This window comes from Clostridium sulfidigenes (assembly GCF_052067195.1).
Classification (GTDB): Bacteria; Bacillota; Clostridia; order Clostridiales; family Clostridiaceae; genus Clostridium_J; species Clostridium_J sulfidigenes.
In genome coordinates, this window is record NZ_JBQHQR010000005.1 from 85,902 (window position 1) to 106,523 (window position 20,622).

10 protein-coding genes are annotated in these 20,622 nt (G+C 29.3%); 7 read left to right on the forward strand and 3 right to left on the reverse strand.

Features of this window, described 5'->3' with window-relative positions; all coding sequences use genetic code 11:
* Positions 1–77 precede the first annotated feature (77 nt).
* Positions 78–797, reverse strand: coding sequence for a pirin family protein (locus ACTNBA_RS07615; protein WP_441073289.1), 720 nt, complete (start codon positions 795–797; stop codon positions 78–80).
* A 254-nt stretch (positions 798–1,051) separates the two neighbouring features.
* On the opposite strand from ACTNBA_RS07615, the gene lepB reads away from it, so the two are divergent.
* From lepB to ACTNBA_RS07640, 5 genes are all read left to right on the forward strand, one after another.
* Positions 1,052–1,558 (forward strand): signal peptidase I, encoded by a 507-nt coding sequence (lepB, locus tag ACTNBA_RS07620; RefSeq protein ID WP_346848934.1) that lies wholly within the window; start codon positions 1,052–1,054, stop codon positions 1,556–1,558.
* Between the two features lie 287 nt (positions 1,559–1,845).
* Positions 1,846–3,771, forward strand: coding sequence for an OPT family oligopeptide transporter (locus ACTNBA_RS07625; protein ID WP_346848935.1), 1,926 nt, complete (start codon positions 1,846–1,848; stop codon positions 3,769–3,771).
* A gap of 117 nt (positions 3,772–3,888) precedes the next feature.
* Entirely contained in the window at positions 3,889–4,263 is a 375-nt protein-coding gene (locus tag ACTNBA_RS07630) for a PqqD family protein (protein WP_441073290.1), read from the forward strand.
* Between the two features lie 246 nt (positions 4,264–4,509).
* Positions 4,510–5,601, forward strand: a complete 1,092-nt coding sequence (locus tag ACTNBA_RS07635; protein WP_035132568.1) for a dipeptide epimerase — start codon at positions 4,510–4,512, stop codon at positions 5,599–5,601.
* Between the two features lie 127 nt (positions 5,602–5,728).
* Complete coding sequence (locus ACTNBA_RS07640) at positions 5,729–7,849, forward strand: HelD family protein (protein ID WP_441073291.1); 2,121 nt, start codon at positions 5,729–5,731, stop codon at positions 7,847–7,849.
* A 46-nt stretch (positions 7,850–7,895) separates the two neighbouring features.
* Here the strand turns inward: ACTNBA_RS07640 and ACTNBA_RS07645 are convergent, their stop codons facing one another.
* Complete coding sequence (locus ACTNBA_RS07645) at positions 7,896–8,984, reverse strand: PRK06851 family protein (RefSeq protein ID WP_441073292.1); 1,089 nt, start codon at positions 8,982–8,984, stop codon at positions 7,896–7,898.
* A 75-nt stretch (positions 8,985–9,059) separates the two neighbouring features.
* Positions 9,060–10,238 carry a cation diffusion facilitator family transporter gene (locus ACTNBA_RS07650; RefSeq protein WP_035132558.1) on the reverse strand — a complete coding sequence of 393 codons (1,179 nt, stop codon included), beginning with the start codon at positions 10,236–10,238 and terminating at the stop codon, positions 9,060–9,062.
* Positions 10,239–10,391: 153 nt separating this feature from the next.
* On the opposite strand from ACTNBA_RS07650, the gene ACTNBA_RS07655 reads away from it, so the two are divergent.
* Both ACTNBA_RS07655 and ACTNBA_RS07660 read left to right on the forward strand, forming a co-directional pair.
* Positions 10,392–11,693, forward strand: coding sequence for a M18 family aminopeptidase (locus ACTNBA_RS07655; protein WP_441073293.1), 1,302 nt, complete (start codon positions 10,392–10,394; stop codon positions 11,691–11,693).
* A 294-nt stretch (positions 11,694–11,987) separates the two neighbouring features.
* Positions 11,988–20,603, forward strand: a complete 8,616-nt coding sequence (locus tag ACTNBA_RS07660) for a GH36-type glycosyl hydrolase domain-containing protein (RefSeq protein ID WP_441073294.1) — start codon at positions 11,988–11,990, stop codon at positions 20,601–20,603.
* Positions 20,604–20,622: the final 19 nt, after the last annotated feature.

A 20,622-nucleotide genomic window follows, 5' to 3' on the forward strand; every position in this document is an offset into this window, starting at 1 on the left:
AAAATATTAAGGCTATGTATAAGAAAAAATCTACAGAACTAAAATTTCTAATAAATTTCACATAGCCTTAATGTTTACTAAGTTGCAGTTTCAATGAGAAGTATATTGCTAGATATATTTGCTTTTACTTCAAAAGTTTCATTGGAAATATAAGCGCTGTCAGAGCCTGTTAAGGTAATATTATCAGAATTATTTGTAAAAATTTCAGTTTCTCCATAACATTGAAATAAATAGCCTTGTCTATCTTTGTTAATTGTAAAAGTTAAATCCTTGTTAGGTTGTAGTAATGCAAAATAAATATTAATATCACAATTAGATTTAATTGGAGCCAGACCATTTAAAGGACTAATAGCGTATATCCACTGATTTTCAATAGAATTTTTAAAGTCATATTTATTTAATATAGGAGATTTACTATTCTTTTTTTGAATATAAGAGTTATTATTGGTGTATAAGGTTATTTCAATGATATCTAGAAAATCAATGCCACTATTAAAAATATCATAAGTTATCCCATCCATAGAATTAATATAAAGAAAATTTCCAGATGAAAGGGTTTCTAAATTTCCTATGTTATCGCTATATAGTAATTCACCGGAGATTACATACATAATAAATTCTTCTCCTATTTTAAAATTATTATGAGTTCCACTTCTAGGAACTAAGGTAATATTTTTTAGTTCTTTGATGCAAAGTTCTGAATCCATATTTTCAATAGAAGTAGAAAGATTAGAAGTAGTTTTTAAATAAGAAAAATCTTCTTCTTGATTATAAGTAACAATTCTTCTATTAATCAAAATATTACCTCCCACTATATAATTAAATGTTTATATGATCAAATAATTTTAATAAATATAAAATTATTCTACGATATTAGTATTTGCAGTTTTTATAATTTAATAGTAGGTATGTTTTTCACCTACTATTAAATAAATTAATAAGTGGAATACATTAGATAATAAAAGAATATATGATAAGATGATATTTATTGTTTAAAATGTGGTAATATAGTAATATAAAAAACTTAAAATGACTTTGGGGGGAATAATTAGTGATAAAATTTCTTAAAGAATGGATAATACCAGCATTAATTGCTATAATTTTAGGATTTTTAATAAATAAGTTTATTTTTTTCAATGTAAATGTTCCAACTAAATCTATGTATCCCACTATTACACCAGGAGATAGAATATTTTCATTGAGAACTTATAAACCATCATCTATTAAAAGAGGAGATATTTTAGTATTTCATTCTGATGAGCTAAATAAAGACTTGATTAAAAGAGTAGTAGGTCTTCCAGGAGAGAATGTAGAAATTCAATCAGATGGAAGTGTATATATAAATGGTGAGTTTCTAGAGGAGAGTTATGTAAGTAGTTTTAGCGATACTACAGGTTCTTTTAATGTACCAGAAGGTTGTTATTTATTTTTGGGAGATAATAGAGGAAATTCTATTGATGCACGATTATGGGAAAATCCTTATATATCTTTTGAAGACATACAGGGAGAAGGAAAATTTATTATATTTCCTTTTGATAGGTTTGGTAAACTAAAATAGTGTATAAGTAAGTAAAATGTTAAAGAAGTATTGAAGTGGTGAAATTTATTTCACCATTTTTTTATTTTAATTTATGCTAAATACAATAATAATTAAACTATATTTAGGGAAAGATAAATTCATATCCATAAAATATATTTAAAGGTATAAGGGAATTTAACAATAACTAAAATCGGCAATAAAATAAAGTGGTAAGTAATGGAATGAGGGGAAAAGTAAATATTAAAAATAAGTCTAAAGATGCATAATTAATGTGACTAATATATTTTACAAAGGAGGAATTATAAATGAAAGATAATAAGAGATTATCCCATACTGCCTATGGTGGTATAAAAGGTGATGATTATATGCCTTTTATATCAACTACAACGGCAATGCCTGAGTCAAGTGTTTATTCTATTCTAATGGGTGCAGTATTTACAATGATATTTGCTGCTGCAAACACTTATTTAGGATTAAAGGTTGGTCTTACAATTTCAGCAGGTATTCCTGGGGCAATACTTGCCACAGGGATTTTAAAAGGATTATTTAAAAGAAACAATATATTAGAGGCTAATATGGTTGCTTCAATTGCAGCAGTTGGAGAATCTATAGCAGGTGGAATTATATTTATACTACCAGCAATTATTTTATGGGGAATTACCTTAAGGGTTTCTACAATAGTTATTGTTACTCTTCTAGGAGGGATAGTAGGTATATTTTTTGTTACTCCTTTAAGAAAATTTTTAATAGTTGAGGAGCATGGAAATTTAGTATATCCAGAATCTATGGCTGCAGCTGAAGTTTTAGTTAATGGAAGTGAAGGTGGTAGTGGATTTAAAATGGTTTTAATGGGTCTCGGAATTGGTGGAGGTTATAAGTTAGCTTCTGGAGGATTTGCTCTTTGGAGTGAAAGACCAGAATGGGTTATACCTGCATATCAAAATTCCGTATTTGGAATAGATACATTAGCTTCACTTCTAGGGGTTGGCTTTATTGTAGGTACAAAAGCATCGGCATTTATGTTTGGAGGATCTCTTGTAGCTTGGCTTGGATTAATACCACTTATTAAATATATAGGTAGTACAGTTCCAGAACCTTTATTTCCTTCAACTATGTTAATCTCTGAGATGGGAGCTTCAGATATATGGAGTAAGTATATAAGATATATAGGAGCGGGAGCTGTTGCCGCAGGAGGATTTATTTCTTTAGGAAAATCTGCACCAACCATTATTAGATCTTTTAAAGAAGCCATGTCAGGTATAGGTAAAAAGGAAAGTGGTGCAACTACTAGAATAAATGAAGATCCGCCAATTGTTTGGGTGATAGCTTCAGCAATATTGGTATTTGTTCTTGCATGGTTATTGCCACAAATTAGAGTAGGAATAATTGGCTCACTAATGGCAGTAGTATTTTCATTCTTCTTTGCAGTAGTTTCTGCAAGAATGGTTGGTATAATTGGTGCATCAAATAATCCTGTATCGGGTATGACTATTGCTACTTTACTATTTGTTACAGCCATATTAAAGATAACTGGCAATATAGGGCAAGAGGGAATGATTACAGCTGTTATGGTAGGTGGTATAGTATGTGTAGCTATAGCTGTTGCTGGTGGTACAGCTCAAAGTTTAAAGACTACATTTGTAATTGGTGGTTCTCCAAAGAAAGTACAAATTGGAATGTATTTAGGGTTAATATTTGGTGCTGTAGTTTCTGGGTATGTATTATTAATGCTTCATAATACATATGGAATTGGTTCAGAAGCAGTGCCAGCACCACAAGCTACTCTTATGTCAATGGTTATAGAAGGTGTTATGACTGGTGAATTACCTTGGGTACTTGTGTTTGTGGGAGTATCTATAGCTATATTTGCAGAAATATCTGGTCTACCAGTACTACCAGTTGCGCTTGGTTTATACTTACCTATACATTTAAATGCAGGTATATTATCAGGTGGTATAATTAGAATATTTGTTGAGAAGAAATTTAAGAAAAATGAATCCCTTATGAAAGAAAAAGTAGAGAGAGGTATTCTTATATCTTCTGGATTAGTTGCTGGAGATGCATTAATGGGTATAGTAGTTGCAGGGTTTGCTACTTTAGGACTTAATGTGGCCTTTGGACTTAATTTTGAAGGATTAACCCAAAATTCTATATTCTCAACAGGTATATTTATAATTCTTGGAGTAATTATTTATCTTATTTCTTGTAGTGGAGATAATGAAAGAACTTAAAGGTAAATTATGATTATTGATAATATTTCTTATAATATTAAAAAATATGGATATAATTATGAATAATATTAAAGTTAAGAGCCGTTAAGGCTCTTAACTAATTTGTAGGTGATTTGTATGAAAGGTAAAAAAACACAAAATAAAGAAGAAAAGAATTTTCTTTTATATATTCCCCAAATTGAACATGATAACTATAAAATTAATGATAATAATATAGTTACTCTATACTTTGAACATAACAAACCTATAGAAAAGTTCGCAAGATGGTTAGTGAAAAAAAATAATCTTAGTGATATAGTTTTTGATGATAAATCATCGCTGGCATGGACTTTAATAGATGGTAAAAGAAGTATATATGACATTGCACTTGAGATGGCAAGGAGATTAGGTGATACGGAAGAAGTAGCTATAGAGAGGCTTGTAATGTACATAAGATATATTGCTAGAAAGAGGTGGATAAAATTCATAGGAATAAAACATAACCAGGGTTGATATTAGGAAATATGTAGACATTGAGAGTAATATCTACTATTTAAATAAATAAATTGAACAAAAACAACCTACTATATAGCTTGACTACTTTAGGCTTTGGTGTATAATTATGACTTGACTAGATAGAAATTTTTACGGAAATGTAAAAAATCTATCATATTTTATTTTAAGCATATTTTATATGAATAAAATTCGGATAGATAATAATATTAAAAATATAAATTTATAAGTAGTAGGGGTATAAAGATGATTATTGCAGATGTTAAAGTTGGTAGAATTACAATGCCATTAAAAAAACCATTCGTAACTAAAAACGGAGTTTATAATTATTCCAACGAAGTAGTTGTAAAGATTTTTACGGAAAATGGAGATGTGGGAATAGGAAGTGCAGCTCCAGCACCAAGAGTGACAGGGGAGACAGAAAGTTCAATTGTAGGTGCTATTAAACATATTACTACATTTATTAAGGGAATGGATCTTACGTGTCTTCAATGTATTTTTAAAGTTATGGATGAATGCATTAAAGGAAATAATAGTGCAAAAGCAGCTGTAGAAATTGCTATATATGATCTTTGGAGTAAAGGAGTAAATACTCCTTTGTATAAGTTATTAGGAGGATTCAATTCAACGGTACTTACAGATATAACTATACAAGATGATGATAAGATGGAAAATATGATAAATGCAGCCTATGAAGCTACTAGAGATGGCTATACTAATATAAAGATAAAGCTTGGAAATAATGTAGAATCAGACTTTGAAAAAGTGAAATTTATTAGACGTGCTATTAGAAAAGGAATAAAAGTAAGAGTTGATGGGAATCAAGGCTGGTCACCTAAAGATGCAATAAAGATAATTAAGAAGATAGAGCAATTAGATTTAGACATAGAGTTTGTAGAACAACCAGTTAAAGGTTGGGATATCGAAGGATTAAAATTTATTAAAGATAATGTGGATACTATGATTTTAGCTGACGAATCAGTGTTTGGATCCCCAGAGGCCTTTAAGGTAATTCAGAATAGAGCTTGTGACTTAATCAATATAAAACTGATGAAATGTGGAGGAATACAAAATGCCATAAGAATTTACAACATGGCAGATACCATGGGTATAAGGTGTATGGTCGGTTGTATGTTAGAGAGCAAAATTGGGATCACAGCAGCAGCAAGCTTTGCAGCTTCAAGAGGAAATATGATAACAGCAGATTTAGATACAATGATATACTTTGCAGAGGACCCTATAGTTGGAGGAGCAATCTTTGAAGGAAATAAAATCACTTTGTCCGATGAACCTGGCCTTGGAATTACTGATATAAGAGGTTGGGAAGAAATAGTATAAGTAAACTTTATCCATCTATATATTATACTAATTTTGCATAGATGAAAGGGTTTAAGATTAATATATAGAACTTATAATAAGTTACTATGAAAATTCATTATAAGAATCTAATAAAGGAAGTGGTTTTATGTCAAATGATCTTAAAGACCAATTAAAGAAACAGTTAGAGGTTGCCATAGAAGAAGAAAGATTAGAACATGTTATAAAAATAATAAATGATGAAATTCTTAAGTGTATAGAGAAAAGGAAGCATATAACCAATGCCATATTAGAATACAGAAAAAATGTTTTAGAAGAATTTAAAGACGATGAAGATAAGATAATAGAGTATTTTGACCATGAAAACTACGTAAAAGAAGAAAATTTTAAAAGCACTGATAGAAAATTAAAAGAACTAACAGTGTTAAAATCTTCTCCTTATTTTGGTAAGGTTACTTTTAGAGAAGAAGATTATGGGATAGAAGATATATACATTGGAAGGTTTGGAGTAACTTTAGAGGAAACCTTTGAACCGCTGATTATAGATTGGAGAGCTCCAATTTCAGCACTTTTTTATAATAATTCAGGAAATATTGGACAGTATAATTCACCTGAAGGAGAAATTACAGCTTCTATTTTAGGAAGGGTTCAATATATCATAAAGAGAGGTAAATTAGAGGGATTATTTAATTCTAATATCGATATAAAAGATGATATTCTTCAAATGGTATTAAGCAAAAACTCTTCAGATAAGCTTAAAGACATAGTTATGACTATACAACAAGAACAAAATGAGATTATAAGACAAGATAAGAATAAGATACTAGTTGTAGATGGTGTAGCTGGAAGTGGTAAAACTACTATTGCACTTCATAGAGTTGCTTATTTAATTTATAATTACAGGAATCTTTTAGAAAATAAGGTTTTAATTTTAGGACCTAATAGAATATTTATAGATTATATTTCAAATGTTCTTCCAACTTTAGGAGAGACCGGAGTATTTCAAACTACATTTTTAGATTTAGCTTTAGATTTAGTAGATGTAGATGATGTTATAGATATTAAAGATGTTATGGAAAGAATTCTTAATAAAGATAAAGGTTTTGAGAAGAAAATTATTTATAAGAGATCATTAAGGTTTATGGAAGATCTAGATAAACTTGTTATTAAGCTAGAAGAAGATAGTTATTTTAGCCATGGGGTTTTCTTTGGAGATAAAGTTATAGCAACTAAAGAAGAAATAAAAGCCATGTTTACAAAAGACTTTACTTCACTACCATTATTTAGAAGAAGTAAAAAAATTAAAAGGATTTTATTCTCTAGAATTAGGGATGTGAGAGATGAAGAGTTTAGATCTATTGAAATGAGGTATAAAGAGAAAAAGAAAGAGTTTACCCCTGAAGAATTAATACTTCATATAAATGATTTAGAATTCAAAAGAAAGTTAGAAATAAGAGAATTAGTAAGAGATGTAATAGAAGTAAAAGCTACATTAAGTTATTTAGATGGAAAAAATATAGAAAAGATATATGAAGAATTTAATGGTAATAAAGAATATACAGAAGAAGACTTGGTTGCTATATTATACTTAAAAGCTAAACTTATGGGCTTAAGGCTTAATAGAGAAATTAAACATTTAGTAATCGACGAGGCTCAAGATTATTCACCACTACAATTTATAGTGTTAAAAGAACTTGTAAATACTAAATCTATGACTATAGTTGGAGATAGTAATCAGCAATTAATACCTATTGAAAATAATTCTTCTTTAAGTAGTATTAAAGATATATTTAGTGAGGATTCAGTTGAAATGTTTAAGTTAAATAAAAGTTATCGTTCAACTAAAGAAATCATGGAATATAGTAATATGTATATAGATGATATTTCCATAGTACCTATGGTTAGAACTGGAGATTCTGTTAATGAGATACTAGTAAAGGATGAGAAAGAGATAAAAGAATATATTATAGAGCTAGCAACTAGCTTAAAGAAAAAAAATCTTGAAAATATAGCTATTATAACTAAAAATTTATCTCAATCTAAGTATATATATGATTTGTTAAAAGAAGATATTTCATTAAAGCTTATAGATAAAGAGAATCTTCATATTGCTGAGGGAACTATGATTATGCCTAGTTATTATGCAAAAGGCTTAGAATTTGATGGAGCTATTATAATTGAAGAGGACATCCAAGAAAGATACAAGGACAATCTAATGTATATAATGTGTACAAGAGCACTTCATAATTTAATAGTTATTAAGAAATAAAAAGTAATAGCATCACAGGGTGCTATTACTTTTTATTTTTAATATATTATAAGCTATCTTCATATCCTTGAATTTTATTTAATACTTCTTCATATATTTGGTCGGCCTTATTAAAATCCATATTAGGAACATAGAATTCCTCTAATTCATCATGTAAATCTTTAGCTGTTTTTATACAATCAAGACCTTTTTGAAGTAGGATGTAAAAAATGGAAGAAACATCATCTATATCATCTTGTTTTTTTTCAATATAATTTGCATCTAATAGACTATCCATATCATACTCCTCGCCATGAAATTCTATTTTGGTAATTTCATTTGATGTTACTAGAGCAACCTTTAATTCAGGAATTAATAAATGTTCAATTTTTTCAGGATTTAGTGGAGTGTGTAGAATCTCTACATCTAGACCCCTTCGAGTAGCTTCATCTGCAATATATTCAAGAACACGAGTTTTGCCAGTTCCAGGAGAGCCCTTAAGTACATAAACACTGGACATGTCTTTTACTATATTATGAATATAAGTTATAACTCCCTTTGGAGTAAATCCTGTTGCAAATAAGTGGCGTTTTTTACCCAATGATGAGAATGTATTAGGAAGAATTCTATTCTTCAAATTTTCTTTTAAAATATTAAGTTCATAAAGATTTAAAGCTTCATTATTAAAGGTATACCAATCATCATAAATAGATTTAGCCGCAGCAAAAAATCTGTAAGCTCTTCTAAAGGAATTTCCAATTTCTTCATTTACAGCTAGAATGTTAAATTTTATGTTCTCAAAGTTCTCTTCTTTTAAACATATTCCCATATTTACTATATCATCTACAGCACCAGGAGTAATAGGGTCTATCATATGGGGAGATGTACCATCAAGCATAGCTACTTTTAATTCTTTAATTAGAACTCCATCTAAAGAATCACTATCAGAAGAACAATGATGAAATTCTACATCATATCCTCTATCAATGTAGTGTTTTCCAATTTTTTTCATAAGGGAAGATTTTCCTGTACCAGGACCTCCCTTTAAGCAAATAATTCTAGTTGCATCCTTTTGGGAAATAATATAATTAAAGTGAGAGTAAAAGCCTTTTCCGGTATTGCCACCTAAAAAATAGTGAGTGGATATTCCAGTCATAATTAATCCTCCAATGATTTCTACACTATCATAATATTATATAAGTTAAAAATGGTTAATGAAAATTCAAATTAATTAGATAAAAGATGCATCTACGGTAATTATTGCGTTGTGATTTGGAGAAACTTTCTTAATTTCCTCATTTATTTGTTTTTGTAATTTAAGTTCTGATTCTTTAGTTATTATAAAATCATCCTTAACTACTACATCAAATATTAGGTTTTTATAGTCACCTTCACCTACTACTCTAAAATCATGAAAAGAAGATATATGAGGAATTTTATTTAAAACTTCTTCCAATTCTCTTTTTGCACTAAGAATCTCTTCATCCTTTGTAGTTACTGGATCCATATGAATTAGCAGATATATACCCAGTTCAGAAGAAATTTCCTTTTCAGCTCTATCTATAACCTCATGAGCAGCAACAACAGAAATATCAAGAGGAACTTCAGCGTGAATAGAAGCAATTATTCTTCCAGGACCATAATTATGAACTAGCAAGTCATGAACACCATCTATATGTTCATAGGATAATAACATTTTTTGAATATCTTCTACTAAATCATTATCAGGAGCAACTCCAAGTAATGGGTTTAAAGTATCTTTAATTAGGTTATATCCTGCATAAAGAATTACTAAGGAAACAACTAAACCAATATATCCGTCTATAGGAAGTGATGTGAATTTTGAGATTAGTAGTGATATAACTACAGTAGAAGAAGATATTACATCACTTATTGAGTCTACAGAAGAAGCTTTAAGAGCGGAAGAATTTATTTTGTTACCTATACCTCTATAGAACCTACTTAACCATACTTTAAATGATATAGATATGATTAAAAGAATAAATGGAAGTAGTGAAAATTCTACAGGAACAGGATTTTTAATTCTCTCAAAAGAGCTTTTTATGAATTCAAAGCCAACTAATATTACTAAAAATGCAACTATAAGACCAGAAATGTACTCAATTCGTCCATGTCCAAAGGGATGTTCTTTATCCGCTGGTTTGCTTGAAAGTTTAAAGCCAAAGATGGTTACTAATGAAGCACCAACATCGGAGAGATTATTAAAAGCATCAGCAATTACAGCAATACTATTAACTAAAAGTCCAGCAGTGATTTTAATTAAAAATAAAACTAGATTTACTAAAATACCAACAACTCCACCAAGATATCCATAACGTTCTCTGACTTTCTTATTTTTTATATCTTCACTATTTTTAATAAATTTTGTTATAAGTTTTTGAGAAATCAATTATTACACCTCTTTATCAATATATTTTTTCTCATAACTATAGTATAACACGAGAACATGTTATAAATTAGGGAAAATCACAAAATTCATAGGAAATGTAGTAAAAGTTTGGTATACTATTACTAGTATTTCGTTTTAAGGAGGGGATTAATTATGTCAAAAGAATTGAAGTTTGCTAAAAAACTTATAGATTTTTTGTATGAAAGCCCTACTGCTTTTCATGCAGTGAAAAATGTTAAAGATTCTCTTGAAGGTTGTGATTTTAAGGAATTAAAGGAAGAGGATAAATGGATATTAGAAAAGGGTGGTAAATATTATACTACTAAAAATGGTTCTGCATTAATTGCATTTACTGTAGGTAATGGTGAGGTTGAGAACCATGGATTTAAAATTATAGGTGCTCATACAGATTCACCTACATTTAGAATAAAACCAAATAGTGAAATTATATCAGAAAATAATTATATTAAATTAAATACTGAAGTTTATGGTGGTTTAATAAGAAGTACATGGATGGATAGACCACTAGCTGTAGCAGGAAGAGTTGCTTTAAAAGGTGAAAATTTACTTAATCCAGAGTTAAGGTTAGTTAACATAAAGAAACCAATATTAATAATACCTAGCTTAGCAATTCATATGAATAGGGAAGCTAATTCTGGAGGAGAATTAAATCCACAAAAAGATACACTTCCACTACTTGCAATGGTAACTGAAGAATTAGAAAAGGATAATGCATTAATAAACATATTAGCTGAGGAAATGAAGGTAAATAAAGAGGATATTATAGATTTTGATTTATTCCTTTATGAATTTGAAAAGGGATGTATTGTTGGATTAAAAGATGAATTTATATCTTCAGGTAGATTAGATGACCTTCAAATGGTTCATGCTGGAATTGAAGCACTAAAAGAAGCTCCAATAACTGAGGGTATAAATGTAATGGTATGTTTTGATAATGAAGAAGTTGGAAGCTCTACAAAACAAGGAGCCGATTCTGATATGTTAGCAAATATTTTAGAAAGAATTGCTCTTTGTCTTGGAAAAGGGAGAGAAGAGTTCTTTAGAGCACTTAGCAGATCCTTTATTATTTCGGCAGATAATGCTCACGCAGTTCATCCTAATAGTCCAGAAAAGGCAGATCCGACTAATAGACCAATTGTAAATAAAGGTCCTGTTATAAAGATAAATGCGAATTGTGCATATACTAGTGATTCAGATTCTTCTGCTGTATATGAATCTATTTGTAATAAAGCAGAGGTACCAGTACAAAAGTTTGTAAATCGTTCAGACTTAAGAGGTGGTTCAACCATAGGACCAATTTCTTCAACCCATTTGAATATACGTTCTGTAGATATTGGAAATCCAACCCTTGCTATGCATTCTATAAGAGAGTTTGCAGGAGTTAAGGATCATAGTTATGTAGCAAAATCCTTTATAGAGTTTTACAAAATATAATATAATTATAGAAACTCCTTGTAACAAAGGAACAATTATTGAAACTAGTCATGGGAAAGAAGTAAAATTTAATGTGCAACCAGGTAGTTATAGAGGATTAACTAAAGGTAGTTCACAATAGCATATATAAAGAAGCCATTTAAGATAAGTAAGATATAAAGTTGCTTTTCTTAGATGGCTTTTATTTAGCTATAGGAGAAAGCTAATCCATAGGATAGAAAAATATTTACTATTATAGATTTAAGTTAATTTGGTAATAATAATAGTTGAGCATCATTGAAAGGGGATAGCACCATGGAGCACATATTTATTTTAGTAAATTTAATACTTATACTAAGTATAGTTCTTCTTATGTACGTAATCAAAAATAGAAATAAGAGAAGAGCCTATATTAAGATTAGTGACAATAGTTTTTTAGCAGAAAATAAAGAAAAATTGGAAGATGCTATTGATGATATAGCCAGAGACCATAGAGAAATTGAAAAAATAAGTAGGAATGATTTAATTTCCAATTTAGATAAGCATTTTAATAATATATTGGAGTGCCATAATTTGTTTAAAGTGGATGAAAATAGAGAGTATTTCAAGATAAAAGGAACACAATGGATATTAGATAATATCTATGTTATTGAAAAAGAGTATAAATTTATAAAAAAACATTTATCAAAGAAATATTTAAAATCACTACCTATACTAAAAAGTGGAGCATTAAAAGGATATCCTAGAATTTATGCTGTATCAAGAGAAATATTGGGAATTTATAGGGATAAGCTAACTAGGGATAATATTAATAAGTTTTTAAAAAGATATCAAGAAACAACCATATTAACCATGGGAGAATTATGGGCTTTACCTATAATGCTTAAAATAGCCTATTTAGAGATAATAGGAAAAAGCTCAGTATTGATAGTGGATAAAGCTAATGATAGACATAGAGGAGAAAGATTAGCTGATAGGATTATTAAGTATTATAATGAAGAAAATATGAAGAGAGCTATGGATTTCATATCTGAGAACAATATTAAGTTTACAGAATACTTTGCGGATGCATTAATAAGAGTTTTAAGAGATAATGGAGTATATTACGATGAATTAAATTTATGGATAGAAGATAAATTAAGCGAAAATGAAATTACTTTAGATAAGATTATTATAGATTCTAATAAAAGTGATGGTATCTATTCTACAGCCATTAGTAGTAGCATTAATGGCTTAAGAAATTTAGATAATATAAATTGGGAAGAAGTATTTAATATTAGCAATAAAGTAGAAGAAATATTAAGTAAAGATCCTGCTATGGTTTATAGTACTATGGATTTTTATTCCAAGGACTATTATAGACATGTTTTAGAAAAAATAGCTAGACAAAATAAAATTTCTGAGACATTTGTTGCTAGAAAAGTACTACAGTGTGCAGAAGTAAATAATGATAAAGAATTTGAAAATCATGTGGGATATTATCTAACTGATAGTGGTAGAGAAAAGCTAAATCATATTTTGAATATTGATTTTAAAGGATTTGAAAAGTTAAAAAATATGATAAAGGGAAGAGCTGTTGGTATTTATATAGGAACTATTGTTATTCTTACAGCCATACTATCGGGAGGATTTATAACTTGGAGCTATATAAATGATACAAATATATCAATATCTAAATATATTTTATCTGGAATAGTTACTATTATACCGCTCAGTGAGGTTGTGGTATCCATCTTAAATTGGAGTATTACTAATTTAAGCACACCTAATGTATTACCTAAAATTAATATATCCGATAGAATTCCTAAAGAAGGAATCACCTGTGTAGTAGTTCCTACTCTAATAGAAAGTATAGAGAAAGCTAAAAGTTTAATGAGTAATTTAGAAACTTATTATTTAGGAAATAATGATGAAAATCTATATTTTGCTATCTTGGGAGATTTTATAGATAGTCATAGAGAAAAAGAAGCAGAAGACGAAGTGATATCTAAATTTTGTTTAGAAGAAATTAATAAGTTAAATACAAAGTATAATGAAGATAGTGGTCGTTTTTTCTTTTTATGCAGACATAGAAGGTTTAATGAAAAGGAGAATAAGTGGCTAGGTTGGGAGCGAAAAAGAGGAAAACTAGAAGAGTTTAATAAGTTTATAAGAGGAGATAAAAATACCACTTATAGTGTTTTAAGTGAAGGTGTGGAAAAACTTTTTAAAGTAAAGTATGTTATAACTTTAGACGGAGATACCATACTTCCAAGAGAATCAGCAAAGATTTTAATTGGAGCAATGCTTCACCCGTTAAATAGAGCTTATACAAAGGAAGATGGAACTGTTTGGAGAGGTTATGGAGTAATACAACCTAAAGTTGGTATAGATTTAGAAAGTGCTAATAAAACTTATTTTTCTAAAGTATTCTCAGGAGAAGCAGGTATTGATATATATACATTTGCAATATCTGATGTATATCAAGACTTATTTGGAGAGGGTATTTTTACTGGTAAGGCCATATATGATGTGGATGTATTTACAAAGGTAACTCATGGAGTAATTGAAGAAAATCAAGTTCTAAGTCATGATTTATTAGAAGGATCTTTGGCAAGAACGGCTTTGCTTACAGATGTGGAGTTAGTAGATGGGTATCCTTCTAACTTTATTGCAAGTTGTAAAAGACTTCATAGATGGGTAAGAGGTGATTGGCAACTATTACCATACGTATTAAAGAAAAATAAATTAAATAGATTATCTAAGTGGAAGATGATAGATAATTTAAGAAGAAGCTTGATGGCTCCTTCTATGTTAATTTTATTACTTTGCTCTTTAGCAGGAATCCTTCCTGATGGTATAGATAAGTGGTATATGTCAGCTTTCATTGCTTTAATAACACCTATTCTATTTAATATGTCAGAAAATATAGTTTCGCCTATAAATGGAATAAGTCTAAGTGGAAAAGTTCAGAATTTCCAAATGGCTTTAAAGCAAGTATTTTTTATATATACTTTTCTTCCTTTTAAAACATATTTAATGGTAGATGCCATTATAAGAACACTATACAGATTAATAATAAGTAAAAAAAACTTATTACAATGGCAAACGGCTGAGGAAGCAGAAAGGTCTTCAGGAAAAGACTTTATAAGTTATTTTAAATACATGTGGCAAGAGATAGTAATAGCTTTATGTATTATGGTGGTAGCATGGAGAAGTGGCTTGGATACCTTTTATGTAATGATACCAAGTTGTATTATATGGGTTATTAGTCCAATAATAGCTTATATTATAGGTCAGAATATTAATGATGAAACAGTAAAATTAAGTGAAGACGATAATAAGGTTTTAAAAAGGTTAACTAGAAGGATTTGGGCGTATTTTGAAGACTTTGTCACTGAGGATACTAACTATCTTGGCGGGGATAATTATCAGGAAGAACCATATAGAGGATTAGCTATGAGAACTTCTCCTACTAATATTGGTATGACTTTAATTTCTAACATTGTTGCTATAGATATGGGGTACATTGGGACAGCTAAAGGTATAGAAAACTTAGGTAAAACTATAGATACTTTGAAAAGACTAGAAACCTGTAAAGGGCATTTTTATAATTGGTATGATGTTGAGACACTTAGTCCACTATTACCTAAGTATGTATCTACAGTAGATAGTGGAAATCTAGTATCTTATTTATACACCATAGAAGAAGCACTAAAAGAATTAAGAAACACACCTTACTTTAATAATAGTGTTGAGGGCATAGAGGATACTGTTTATCTTGCCATGGAAGAGCTAGAAGATGAAAGAAAAAAATATATGTACCTTAATGTTATTGAAAGAATAAAAAGAGAAGGAAAAGATATATTAACTTTTTATAATATATTAAATAACTTTGAAGATATTGTACAGGAAGGTATAGAAAATGTAGATAGTGCTTATTGGAATAAAAAACTATTAGATAATATTAAAGGCTATTTAAGTGAAATTAAATTTTTATTTCCATTCATAGATGATATAAATCTATTACCTAGAAGCAAGCATGAAAATATAATTAGAATTATTAGTAGTGATAGTTTAGGGCATATATATGATATTATAAAAGGGTTTAATTTTATATCTAATAATTTAAATGAATTTCAATTAGAAAGAATAAATAAGAATATAGATTTATGTAAAGAAAGAGTAGGAACACTATTAAAACAATTTACAAAAATTGAAGCTGAACTAAATAGAATTATAGGTAATACAGATTTTAAGTTTTTGTATAATGATGAAAGAAAGTTATTTCATATAGGCTATGATGTAGACAATGAATCATTAAGTAGTAATTACTATGACTTATTGGCATCAGAAGCTAGAACAACAAGTTTTATTGCAGTGGCTAAGGGGATAGTTCCAACATCTCATTGGTTTGCTTTAAATAGATCCTTAACTTTAATGTATGGTAGAAAAGGATTGGCTAGCTGGAGTGGAACCATGTTTGAATACTTTATGCCAAGGATTTTAATGAAAAATTATAGGAATTCTATGTTAGATGAAACTTATAGGTCTGTAATGGAAGGTCAAATAAGATATGGAGATAAGAGGAAGGTGCCTTTTGGTATTTCAGAAAGTGCCTACTATAAATTTGATGTAGATTTAAACTATCAATACAAAGCCTTCGGTGTACCTAAAATTGGTATAAAAAGAGGATTAGAAGAAGAGTTAGTAGTATCACCATATTCTACTATTATGGGGCTTATGGAAAATATACCTAAGTCTATGGCAAATATAAGAAGTCTCTTAAAACTTGAATGTTATGGAAGATATGGATTTTATGAAGCTATAGATTATACAGATAAAAGGATAAAAAATAAAAAGTTTGAATTAGTGAAATGTTATATGATACATCATCTAGGAATGAGTTTATTGGCTTTAGATAATGTGATGAATAATAATATTATTCAAAGAAGATTTCATAGAATTCCCATGATTAGAGCTGTGGAAATATTGCTTCAAGAGAAAATAAGTAAGAATGTGGTCTATGATAGAAAAGAAGATAATTCACAAGAAGTGAAAGAAGTGCAAAGGCAATATTCCATCCATAGAACATTTAAATTTGGAGAAAGTAAGTATCCCCAAACCATACTTCTTGGGAATAAAAATTATAACATCTTATTAAATACGGCTGGTGGTGGCTACTCTAAGTTTAAAAATGTAATGGTATATAGATGGAAAGAAGATTTGATTCGTAGTAGTTGGGGAAAGTTTTTTTATATTAAAGACACTAATTCTAATGAATATACATCTTCTACTTATGAACCTTGTAAAGAGCAAGGAGATAAATACGAAGTTAATTTCTATTTGTATAAGGCAGAATTCATAAAATACTGGAGAGATCTAGAAATAAATACTATAGTTCAAGTAATTCCTGAAGATAATTGTGAAATTAGAACTATTGATATAAAAAATAATGGTAGTGAAGAAAAAATCATAGAAGTTATTAGCTATAGTGAAGTAGTTTTACAAGGATACAGTGGAGATATAGCACATCCTACTTTTGGGAATTTATTTATTACTACAGAGTATATAGATGAATTAAGTGGAATACTTGCAAAACGCAGACCTCGTAGCGAAAAAGACAGGGACATATATACTCTTGAAAGTACACTAAGTGAAGAGGAATTTAAAACAGAGTATGATACGGCAAGGCTAAGTTTTATAGGAAGAAATCATTCAAAAGAAAATCCTATAGTTTTAGAAGAAAATGAACCTTTAAAAAATAATGTAGGCAATGTATTAGATCCTATAATTGCAATTAAGAGAATAATAAAAATTCCTAAAGGTGAAAGCAAATCTGTAAAATATATAACAATTACAGGAAACTCTAAGGAGGATGTATTAAATAAGTCAAGAAATTATCAAGATATTAATATTCTAGAGGAAAGTATCCTAAGATCTGCTTTAAGTGTAGAAGAAAGTCTTATTAATAAAGGAATAAAACCAACACAAGGGATTATTTATGAGCGGTTTGCAAGTAGTATATTATTTAATAACTTTAGTTATACAAAGAGAATAAATAACTTAATTAATCTAAGTAGAAGTCAAAGAAATCTCTGGGCATACGGAATTTCAGGAGATTTACCTATTGTATTGTTAACTATTAACAAGGAAAAGGAAAGTGATATTTTAAGACAGCTTATAAATTGCCATGGATATTTAGAAGAAAAGGGATTAAAGTTTGATATTGTAGTCATTAATGAAGAGGAAATAAGCTATGAAAAGCCTCTAGATAATGCAATAAAAAGAATAATATTGAATAGCTCTTTAAATGGACGAGAAAATACTTCCGGTGGCATATTTATAATTAGTAATGAAAAAATGTCTAAAGAAGATTTGAATTTGCTTTATTCTATTGCAGCAATAATCGTAGACGGATCAGAAGGGCCTTTATTAAAACAAATTGAAAAAGCCATGGAAAATGAAGATTACCCATATGACTCAAGAAAGTATATATGGGAAATGAGTGAACTAAAAGAAGCTAATTTAAGTTATAGTGATAGCAATATCCCTAAATTAGAAATTCCAGAGTTAAGCTTTTTTAATGGATATGGAGGTTTTAATAATGAGGGAGAATATACAATTATACTAAAGGATGGAATGTCTACACCTGCTCCTTGGATAAATGTTATAGCCAATAATAATAGATTTGGATTTAATATAAGTGAGTCTGGTAGTAGCTATACTTGGTACAAAAATAGTAGAGAATTTAAAATTACTCCGTGGAACAATGATTTCATTGAAGATACCCCTAGTGAAGTTTTATACCTAGAAGAAGGGGATAAACTTTGGTCAATAACTCCTGAACCAATAAGAGATAAAGGGGAGTATGTAATAACTCATGGATTTGGATATTCCAAATTTACTCATTGTAAAAGTGGAATACTGGGGGAAATTACTGTGTTTCCTTCAAAGGAGAGAAGTGCAAAACTTATTAAGGTTAGCTTAAATAACTTAGTAGATAAGGAGAGAAATATAGGAATTACTTATATTGCAAGATTGTGTCTAGGAGATTTAAGAGAAAACAATTATAAGAAGATTTACACTGTAATAGATAAAGAAAACAAATACATATATGGAATCAATCCATATAGTAGTGATTTTTCATCTAGTCATGTTTATTTAAAAATAAGTGGAGGAAAAAATGAAAGTTTTAGTGGAGATGAAAGAGATTTTATTGTAAGTAAAGAATATATGGATTCTTTATCTGAACAGAACACTATAAGCTTATCAGGAAGGTGTGGTTCAGGATTAGAACCAGTACTTAGTGAGAAAGTTTACTTAAGTTTAGGAGCTAATGAAGAAAAATCACTGGTAATTGTATTAGGAGCAGAAGACAGTATTGAAGGAATTCAAAATTCCCTTGAAGAGTTTTCAGATATAACTAGAGTTGAAAAAGAGTTAGAAATGGTAAAAGGCTATTGGGAAAGGCTTTTAACTAAGATAAAGATAAAAACAGAGGATAAAGCTTTAGATTTCATGATTAATGGTTGGCTTCCTTATGAAACTATCAGTTGTAGATTATTTTCAAGAACAGCATTTTATCAATGTGGAGGAGCTTATGGATTTAGAGATCAATTACAAGACTCCATTCCAATGATTTATATACAACCTGAAATTGCTAGAAATCAAATTCTTTATAGTGCTACTAGACAATTTGAAGAAGGAGATGTGCAACATTGGTGGCATCCAGTTGTAAATAGTGGAATAAGAACTAGATTTAGTGATGATTTATTATGGTTACCTTATGTTACTTGTATATATGTTAAAACCACTGGAGATTATAAGATTTTAGATGAAGAGATTGGATATTTAAGGGATGAGCCTTTAAGAGAAGGAGAAGATGAAAGGTATAATGTATCATCAAAATCAGATTTAAAAGAGTCCTTATACAATCACTGTATAAGAGCTATAAATAGAAGCTTAAAGTTTGGTTCCCATAATATTCCTCTCATGGGAAGTGGAGATTGGAATGATGGAATGAGCACTGTAGGAAATAAGGGTAAGGGAGAGAGTATCTGGCTTGGCTGGTTCCTATATGCTATATTAAAAGATTTTAAGGATCTATGCATATATAAAAGGGATGAGGATAATTATGAAAAATATATTAAGACTATGGATTTTATTAAAGAAAATCTAGAGATTCATGGATGGGATGGAAGTTGGTATAAACGTGCTTACTTTGATGATGGCACTCCACTAGGATCTCATGAAAATCAGGAATGTAAAATAGATGCCCTATCACAATGTTGGTCTGTAATATCAGAAGCAGGAGATAAGGAAAGAGCTAATATAGCTATGAGTTATTTAGAAAAATATTTAGTAAAGCCTAAAGAAAAAATTATATTACTACTTAGCCCACCTTTTGATAAATCAGATTTAAAACCAGGATATATAAAAGGATATGTACCTGGAGTAAGGGAAAATGGAGGACAATATACCCATGGAGTTGCGTGGGTAGCTTTAGCTCTTGCAAAACTAGGAAGAGGAGAAGAAGCATATAACATATATTCCATGCTAAATCCTATAAATCATAGTTTAAACATAGAGGAAGCAAATGTATTTAAGACAGAGCCTTATGTTATGGCTGCAGATATATATTCGGTGGAACCTCATGAAGGAAGAGGCGGATGGAGTTGGTATACTGGAAGCTCAGGTTGGATGTATACTATCGCATTAGAACACATATTGGGCTTTAGATTAATAGAAGGAAAAGGGTTTAAAATTAAACCATGTGTACCTAAAGACTTTAAAGAATACTCTATAGACTATGTATATGGAAATGCTGTATATCATATCAAAGTAATTAGAAGTGGTAATTCTACCATAACTTTAGATGGAAATGTTATAGAAGGAGATATAATACCTGTTACCTCTGATGGAGAACATGAAGTAAAAGTAAATATTTAATAAAAATATAGGAATTGCC